Origin of the sequence: Mesorhizobium xinjiangense, assembly GCF_009749525.1 — a bacterium.
In the GTDB taxonomy this organism is placed as follows: Bacteria; Pseudomonadota; Alphaproteobacteria; order Rhizobiales; family Rhizobiaceae; genus Mangrovimarina; species Mangrovimarina xinjiangensis.
In genome coordinates this window covers 170,001-177,626 of sequence record NZ_WOAC01000008.1, presented here as the reverse complement: position 1 = coordinate 177,626, position 7,626 = coordinate 170,001, and the positions used below count along the sequence as shown (strand labels likewise).

At 59.7% G+C, this 7,626-nt stretch carries 2 protein-coding genes, 1 tRNA gene, 2 rRNA genes and 3 pseudogenes; 2 read left to right on the top strand and 6 right to left on the bottom strand.

Annotation, left to right across the window (positions count from 1 at the left end; genetic code table 11):
• Nucleotides 1–581, bottom strand: a 581-nt coding sequence (locus tag GM909_RS11035) for an ATP-binding protein (protein WP_157016433.1), incomplete at its 3' end; no start/stop codon positions are given.
• Between the two features lie 13 nt (nt 582–594).
• The gene (gene istA / locus GM909_RS11030; protein ID WP_407941279.1) at nt 595–2,106 is read right to left on the bottom strand and encodes an IS21 family transposase; all 1,512 of its coding nucleotides are present in this window, start codon (nt 2,104–2,106) and stop codon (nt 595–597) included.
• Between the two features lie 224 nt (nt 2,107–2,330).
• On the opposite strand from istA, the pseudogene GM909_RS11025 reads away from it, so the two are divergent.
• Together GM909_RS11025 and GM909_RS26480 are read left to right on the top strand one after the other, a co-directional pair.
• Nucleotides 2,331–2,903 (top strand): annotated as a pseudogene (locus tag GM909_RS11025) (ABC transporter permease); the annotation flags it as partial.
• Nucleotides 2,822–3,343: pseudogene (locus tag GM909_RS26480) on the top strand (ATP-binding cassette domain-containing protein); the annotation flags it as partial. The pseudogenes GM909_RS11025 and GM909_RS26480, both read left to right, overlap by 82 nt.
• Before the next feature lie 132 nt (nt 3,344–3,475).
• Here the strand turns inward: GM909_RS26480 and GM909_RS26475 are convergent.
• The 4 genes and pseudogenes from GM909_RS26475 to GM909_RS11000 form a co-directional block, all read right to left on the bottom strand.
• Nucleotides 3,476–3,529, bottom strand: a pseudogene (locus tag GM909_RS26475) (hypothetical protein); the annotation flags it as partial.
• A gap of 312 nt (nt 3,530–3,841) precedes the next feature.
• Nucleotides 3,842–3,918 (bottom strand) — tRNA-Met (locus GM909_RS11010).
• A gap of 89 nt (nt 3,919–4,007) precedes the next feature.
• Nucleotides 4,008–4,122, bottom strand: a 5S ribosomal RNA gene (gene rrf / locus GM909_RS11005).
• A 341-nt stretch (nt 4,123–4,463) separates the two neighbouring features.
• Nucleotides 4,464–7,481: ribosomal RNA gene (locus GM909_RS11000) — 23S ribosomal RNA — on the bottom strand.
• Between the last annotated feature and the right edge of the window lie 145 nt (nt 7,482–7,626).

Below are 7,626 nucleotides of genomic sequence, written 5' to 3'. Positions count from 1 at the left end.
GAGCGCCGCTCATAGCGGTCCTCGATGATCTCGAGGAGATCGCGGCGCTGTTCGTCGTTGAGCTTTTCGGGTCCCCAATCGTCGAGGACGAGCAGGTCGGTGCGGGCCAACGCCTTCAGCATCCTGGCATAGCGGCCGTCGCCCCTGGCCAGGGCGAGCGTGGCGAATAGCCGTGGCGCGCGATGATAGACGACTGAGAAGTCCTCGCGACAGGCCTTATGACCGAGAGCACAGGCAAGCCAGCTCTTGCCGACGCCGGCCGGGCCGGTCAACAGGAGCCCATGACGTTGTCGGATCCAGTCGCAGCCTGCGAGCTTGAGGAACAGGGAACGATCGAGACCGCGTTCGGCACGGAAGTCGGTATCTTCGACCTGCGCGTCATGGCGCAGCCGGGCCGCGCGGGCACGCGCCTCGAAGCGCTTCTGGCGTCGTAATGTCGCTTCCTGCTCGAGCAGGATGGCGAGCCATTCGCCATGATCGAGGGCGCGCGCTTCCGGTTGGGCGTCGAGGTCCTGGAAGCCTTTGGCCATGCCGTGCAGTCCGAGGTCGCGCAGCATGTCGAGGGTGGGATGGGTCAGCATGATCTTTATCTCCTTAATGGAAGTAGCCGGGACCACGCAGATTGGCGTGATCGATGACGGCGCCGGGGTTGCCGGCAGGCCGGGCGGCCTTGTGGTTGGTGATAAGGGCGGCGATGCTCTTGCAGGTCAGCCCGCCGATCTCGACAGCGCGGGCCGACACCGCCTCTGCGCGTTCGCGATGGAGATCACGATACAGGCGCAAAACACCCAGGCAGGTGCGGAACCCCTGCTCGGGATGAGGCCGGCTGGCCAGGATGGCGATGATCAGCCCCTCGGTCTGTGGTCCGATCGAAGCAGCCCATCGTCGAAAGCGGTCAGGAGTCCACTCCGCATATCGACGGTGGGAACTGGGCATGTGCTCAGGGTTCGTGCCGTAACGGCGTCCGCCATATCGGCGCTGATGAACGGCGACGCGCTTGCCGCGATGGAATACCTCGATCGTCCTTTGCGTCGCGCGGATATCGACCTGCTGGCGGATGAGGCTGTGCGGCACGGAATAGAAGAAGGTCTTGAACTCGACATGGTAGTCGGTGGCGACACGGGCCAGGTGCCATTCGGCGAACTCGTAATCCTGTGCCGGCAGACTGGCCAGCGCCGGCCGTTCCACCGTCTCGAACAAATGCCGGCGGCTGACGCCGAGGCGGCGCATGACATGGTCGTTGATCCGATCGAGTGCGCCGGCGATCGCGGCATTGGCCTCGGCCAGCGAGAAGAAGGTCTGATGCCGCAGCCGGCCGAGGATGCAGGTCTGGGCAAAACGGACTCCGTTTTCGACTTTTGCTTTATCCTTCGGGCGCCTCGGCCGTGCCGGCAGCACGCCGACGCCGTAGTGCGAGGCCATCATGCCGTAGCTGCGGTTGATCTCCGGGTCATAGAACGAGGCCCGATTGACGCCGGACTTCAGATTGTCGGGCACAATCAGGCGCGGCACGCCGCCGAAGAAGCCGAACATGCGCACGTGGGCGCCGATCCAGTCCGGCAGCGCCTGCGTCCATGTCGCCTCCGCGTAGGTGAAGCCGGAGGCGCCCAGAACGGCAACGAAGATCTCCGCCTCACGGATCTCGCCGGTCAGCGGATCGACGATGGCGATCTTCTTGCCGGAATAGTCCACGAAGACCTTGTCGCCGGCAGCGTGCTCCTGGCGCATGGTCGGCGAGAGCCGCCGCTCGAATCTGCGAAACAGATCACAGAAACGGCTATAGCCGTAGCCGCCGGGATGAACGGCGCGATACTCCTCCCACAGGATGAGCAGCGTCACGCCCGGCTTCTTGAGCTCCAGTGCCAGTTGCGCCCAGTTCGGCTCGGGACGCCGCCGCAGACCTTGCTTGACCCCGGCCCGGGCGAACAGCCTGTTCTCGAGCGCATCGTCGGTAAGGTCGCCCGGCAGCGGCCAGTTCAATCCTGCTGCTGTCGCGCGCTTGAGATTGTCCTGGACGGTGCTGCGCGCTATGCCGAGCGTCAGCGCGATATCGCGGGTGCTCGTCCCGTCTCCGGCAAGCCGGAGCATTTGTCGTAGTTGTCTCATGGTCAGCCTTCTCTTTGCTGGCATCGCGCGTCCCTTTTGCAAAAGGACCGTCATGCCAAAGTTGCTGACCCAGGTGGTCTGTCTTCAGCCCCCTAAAGTGGCCGGATATTGATCGGAATCCCGGCCGGCTTCATGTCGGAATGGTGGCCGGCTTCAAATCGGAATACCCGGCCGGTTTGAATCGGAATCCGCATATTGATCGGAATCCCGGCCGGCTTCATGTCGGAATGGTGGCCGGCTTCAAATCGGAATACCCGGCCGGTTTGAATCGGAATCCGCAGCTCGATCGCATCATCATGACCTTCAACGACGCCTTCCTGGCTTTTCCCGGCCTGCTGCTGGCGCTCGGTTTCATGGCCGTGTTCGGCGCCAGCCGCAACGGGATCGTCATCGCACTGGGCCTTGCCTACATGCCGGTCGTCGTGCGTGTGGTCCGGGCCACGGTGATGTCGCTGCGCGAACGAGAGTTCGTCGAAGCCTCCCGCGTGATTGGCAATAGCGAACCAATGACCATGATGCGCCACGTGCTGCCAAACTGCGTTGCGCCGGTAACCGTGCTTGCGACGACAATGTTCGGCTGGATCATCCTGTCGGAAAGCGCACTGTCCTTCCTCGGACTGGGCGTTCCGCCACCGGCCCCCAGCTGGGGCAATATGCTGGCGACGGCGCGCGCCTACATCAACGAGGCGCCGCACCTGATCATCCTCCCGGGCCTATGCATCTCCATCACGCTTCTCGGCGTGAACATGCTGGGCGATGCAGTGCGCGATTGGCTCGATCCAAAGATGCGAAACTGAGGCGTGTCATGCTAGCAGAGGTGGAAAGCGGCAACATGCTCAGCGTTCGCGATCTTTCGGTTTCGGTCAGCCAAGGCGGCGCCCGCGTCGTGGACGGCTTATCCTTCGATCTTGCCGCCGGCAGCATGATCGCACTCGTCGGGGAATCCGGATCGGGCAAGACGATGGCGGCGCGTGCCGTCCTCAACCTGCTTCCGCCGCCCCTGGTCATCGAGCCGCAAAGCAGCATCCTGTTCGATGGAACAGACCTTACGCAACTCGACGCAAAAGGCCTGCGTGCAATCCGCGGCGCCAGCATCGGAATGGTCTTTCAGGAACCCATGGTCTCGCTCAACCCTTCCATGACCATCGGCGAACAGATGGCAGAAGGGCTGCGACTTCACCGGAAGATGGACAGAAAGGATATTCGCGAGCAATCGATCGCCATGCTCGAGCGTATTCGGATAAACGATCCGCACAGGTGCTTGCTCTTCACAGAACGTCTCAAAAAGTTCGGGCTGCATCAGTTGATCGCGCAGCGCGGCGAGAATCCGGGTCTCAAGCTCAAAGCGGCTGATCCGGGCGCAGTTCCGGCAGATGCCTTTGTTCCTTGCAGAAGAACATCCGAACTGGTTGCGATAGACGATGGAGTAGCCGCTGCCGCATTCGGCGCACTTAATCAGCCCCGAGAAGAGGTAGCGGGTCCGCTTGGCCGCGGTCAGGCCGTTGCCGTCGTCTTTGACGTGACGTCCACCTCCGCCGATGCGTCGATCGAGAAGGCGGTCGCGGCGGGGAAGCCAGCGACGACATCCGCGCCTTGATCGGCCAGATCATCGTCTCTCCCGGTCCGGACGGCAAGGTCGACCTCTGGCTGGAGGGTGATCTGGCGGGCATACTCAGCTTGGCTTCGGGCACAAAAAAACCCGCTCATCCTTGGGATGAACGGGTGCTGTTATCGTTGGTTGCGGGGGCAGGATTTGAACCTGCGACCTTCAGGTTATGAGCCTGACGAGCTACCGGGCTGCTCCACCCCGCGTCAAAGGTTTTTGCGGGCCGCGGGTTGCGGCCTTTTTGCGCCTGGAATGGCGGTTTGTGTGTGACGAGAAGCTGATATGTGTTTTGCAGACCTGGCAGCGACCTACTCTCCCGCGTCTTGAGACGAAGTACCATCGGCGCTGGGGCGTTTCACGGCCGTGTTCGGAAAGGGAACGGGTGCAGCCGCCCCGCAATAACCACCAGGTCGGCAAAACGCATATCAAATCGAGAAGCTGTTTTTTGTATAGTTCCGGCTTGCGCCCTCGCGAAGCGAAGCTTCGCAAGCGCGTGCGAGCCTTTGCGCGCCCCCGTCCGGAGGATAGCGGCAAAGCCGCATACATCCGTGAGGACAAACAAAAGGCCGACTGGCCGTCGGCGCTGATGCGCCGCGTTGTCCGCAGGGCAGCGGCGAAGCCGCGTACGCCCGTGAGGACCACATAACGCGCGACTGCGCGTCGCCGGTCGTCCGGCGCCCTCGCGGAGCGCCCGCTCCGAAGGAGCGGACGGCGCGTGAGCGCTCAGAAAGATGAGCATTGGCAAATGAGAACGATCAAGCCAATCGAGCTATTAGTACCGGTAAGCTTCACGCATTGCTGCGCTTCCACACCCGGCCTATCGACGTGGTCGTCTTCCACGGCTCTGATAGGGAACACTCGTTTTCAGGTGGGTTTCCCGCTTAGATGCCTTCAGCGGTTATCCCGTCCGTATATAGCTACCCTGCACTGCGGCTGGCGCCACAACAGGTCCACCAGAGATACGTCCATCCCGGTCCTCTCGTACTAGGGACAGATCCTGTCAATATTCCTACACCCACGGCAGATAGGGACCGAACTGTCTCACGACGTTCTGAACCCAACTCACGTACCGCTTTAAATGGCGAACAGCCATACCCTTGGGACCTGCTCCAGCCCCAGGATGCGATGAGTCGACATCGAGGTGCCAAACAACCCCGTCGATATGGACTCTTGGGGGTCATCAGCCTGTTATCCCCGGCGTACCTTTTATCCGTTGAGCGATGGCCCTTCCACACGGGACCACCGGATCACTATGACCGACTTTCGTCTCTGCTCGACTTGTCAGTCTCGCAGTCAGGCAGGCTTATGCCATTGCACTCAGCGAACGATTTCCGACCGTTCTGAGCCCACCATCGCGCGCCTCCGTTACTCTTTAGGAGGCGACCGCCCCAGTCAAACTACCCACCATACACTGTCCCGGACCCGGATGACGGGCCGCGGTTAGACATCCATATAGATAAGGGTGGTATTTCAAGGGTGGCTCCACCCAGGCTGGCGCCCGGGCTTCAAAGCCTACCACCTATCCTACACATGCCGACACGAATGCCAGTGTAAAGCTATAGTAAAGGTGCACGGGGTCTTTCCGTCTAACCGCAGGAACCCCGCATCTTCACGGGGAATTCAATTTCACTGAGTCTGTGCTGGAGACAGCGGGGAAGTCGTTACGCCATTCGTGCAGGTCGGAACTTACCCGACAAGGAATTTCGCTACCTTAGGACCGTTATAGTTACGGCCGCCGTTTACCGGGGCTTCGATTCAAAGCTTGCACCTCTCCTCTTAACCTTCCGGCACCGGGCAGGCGTCAGACCCTATACGTCGTCTTGCGACTTCGCAGAGCCCTGTGTTTTTGATAAACAGTCGCTACCCCCTGGTCTGTGCCACCCCCCAACGGTTGCCCGAAGAAGGGTCACGCTTATCCCGAAGTTACGCGTGCAATTTGCCGAGTTCCTTCAGCACAGTTCTCTCAAGCGCCTTGGTATACTCTACCAGTCCACCTGTGTCGGTTTCGGGTACGGTCTATATGGAGGAGCTATTTCCTGGGACCGCTTCGCCGCAAGGTCAATCCGATAAGACCTCACAACACACGCGATCCGTCACTACCTCCAGGCCCACGAATATTAACGTGGTTCCCATCGACTACGCCTTTCGGCCTCGCCTTAGGGGCCGGCTAACCCTGCTCAGATTAACTTTAAGCAGGAACCCTTGGACTTTCGGCGAGGGGGTCTCTCACCCCCTTTATCGTTACTCATGTCAGCATTCGCACTTCCGATACCTCCAGCAGCCCTCACGGGTCCGCCTTCATCGGCCTACGGAACGCTCCGCTACCGCTCACGCAAAAGCGTGAACCCAAAGCTTCGGTGCATGGCTTTAGCCCCGATACATTTTCGGCGCAAAACCCCTTAATTAGACCAGTGAGCTGTTACGCTTTCTTTAAATGATGGCTGCTTCTAAGCCAACATCCTGGTTGTTTTGGGAGTCTCACATCCTTTCCCACTTAGCCATGACTTGGGGACCTTAGCTGTTGGTCAGGGTTGTTTCCCTCTCCACGACGGACGTTAGCACCCGCCGTGTGTCTGCCGACTAGTACTCCTCGGTATTCGGAGTTTGGTTAGGTTTGGTAATCCGGTGAGGACCCCTAGCCCATCCAGTGCTCTACCCCCGAGGGTATTCGGTCGACGCTCTACCTAAATAGATTTCGCGGAGAACCAGCTATTTCCGAGTTTGATTGGCCTTTCACCCCTAGCCACAAGTCATCCCAATCTATTGCAACAGATACGGGTTCGGCCCTCCAGTACGTGTTACCGTACCTTCAGCCTGCTCATGGCTAGATCACTCGGTTTCGGGTCTAATGCGTCGAACTGAACGCCCTGTTCAGACTCGCTTTCGCTGCGCCTACACCTACCGGCTTAAGCTTGCTCGACACACTAAGTCGCTGACCCATTATACAAAAGGTACGTGGTCACCATTGCAGGCTCCCACTGTTTGTAGGCAATCGGTTTCAGGTACTCTTTCACTCCCCTTGTCGGGGTGCTTTTCACCTTTCCCTCACGGTACTGGTTCACTATCGGTCATGCACGAGTACTTAGGCTTGGAGAGTGGTCTCCCCATGTTCAGACAGGATTTCACGTGTCCCGCCCTACTCAAGGACTTTTGATCGCATTATGCGTACGGGGCTGTCACCCGCTACGGCCCGACTTTCCAGACGGTTCCGCTTGGCTCTCAAAAGCCGCTGGCCTGGTCCGCGTTCGCTCGCCACTACTTGCGGAGTCTCGGTTGATGTCCTTTCCTACGGGTACTTAGATGTTTCAGTTCCCCGCGTTCGCCTCTTGAACCTATCTATTCAGCTCAAGATACCTTGTTAACGATAGCTAGAAACCATTTGGGTTCTCGCTCACGGGGCCGCACCGGCCGCTTGCGCGGCCTGGCCCCTGCGCGGGCGCGGACCATAAGGTCCGACGACCTAGCGGTCTATGACAGATAAACCGCATAGACCGTGCCGATCCGCACTTCCGGATGTCGAAGACATCCGCAAGGCCGACCGGCCGTCGCGCCTTTTGGCGCGCCCCGTCCGGAGGATAGCGGCAAAGCCGCGTCCATCCGTGAGGACAGAACCAAAATGATTTTCTAGCTATCCAAGGTGGGTTGCCCCATTCGGAAATCCACGGATCAAAGGTTATTCGCACCTCCCCGCAGCTTATCGCAGCGTATCACGTCCTTCATCGCCTGTGCATGCCAAGGCATCCACCAATTGCCCTTAAGACACTTGATCGTTCTCATTGCCAATGCCCACCGTCCATCCTCCCCAGGATCAAAGATCCGAAGGAAAGACATATGGACCATCCAATAACCGGAGCAAGCTCCGGCGTTCGAATGTTGGGCACGGCACAAAAAGACCAGCTTCTCGAGATCAATCC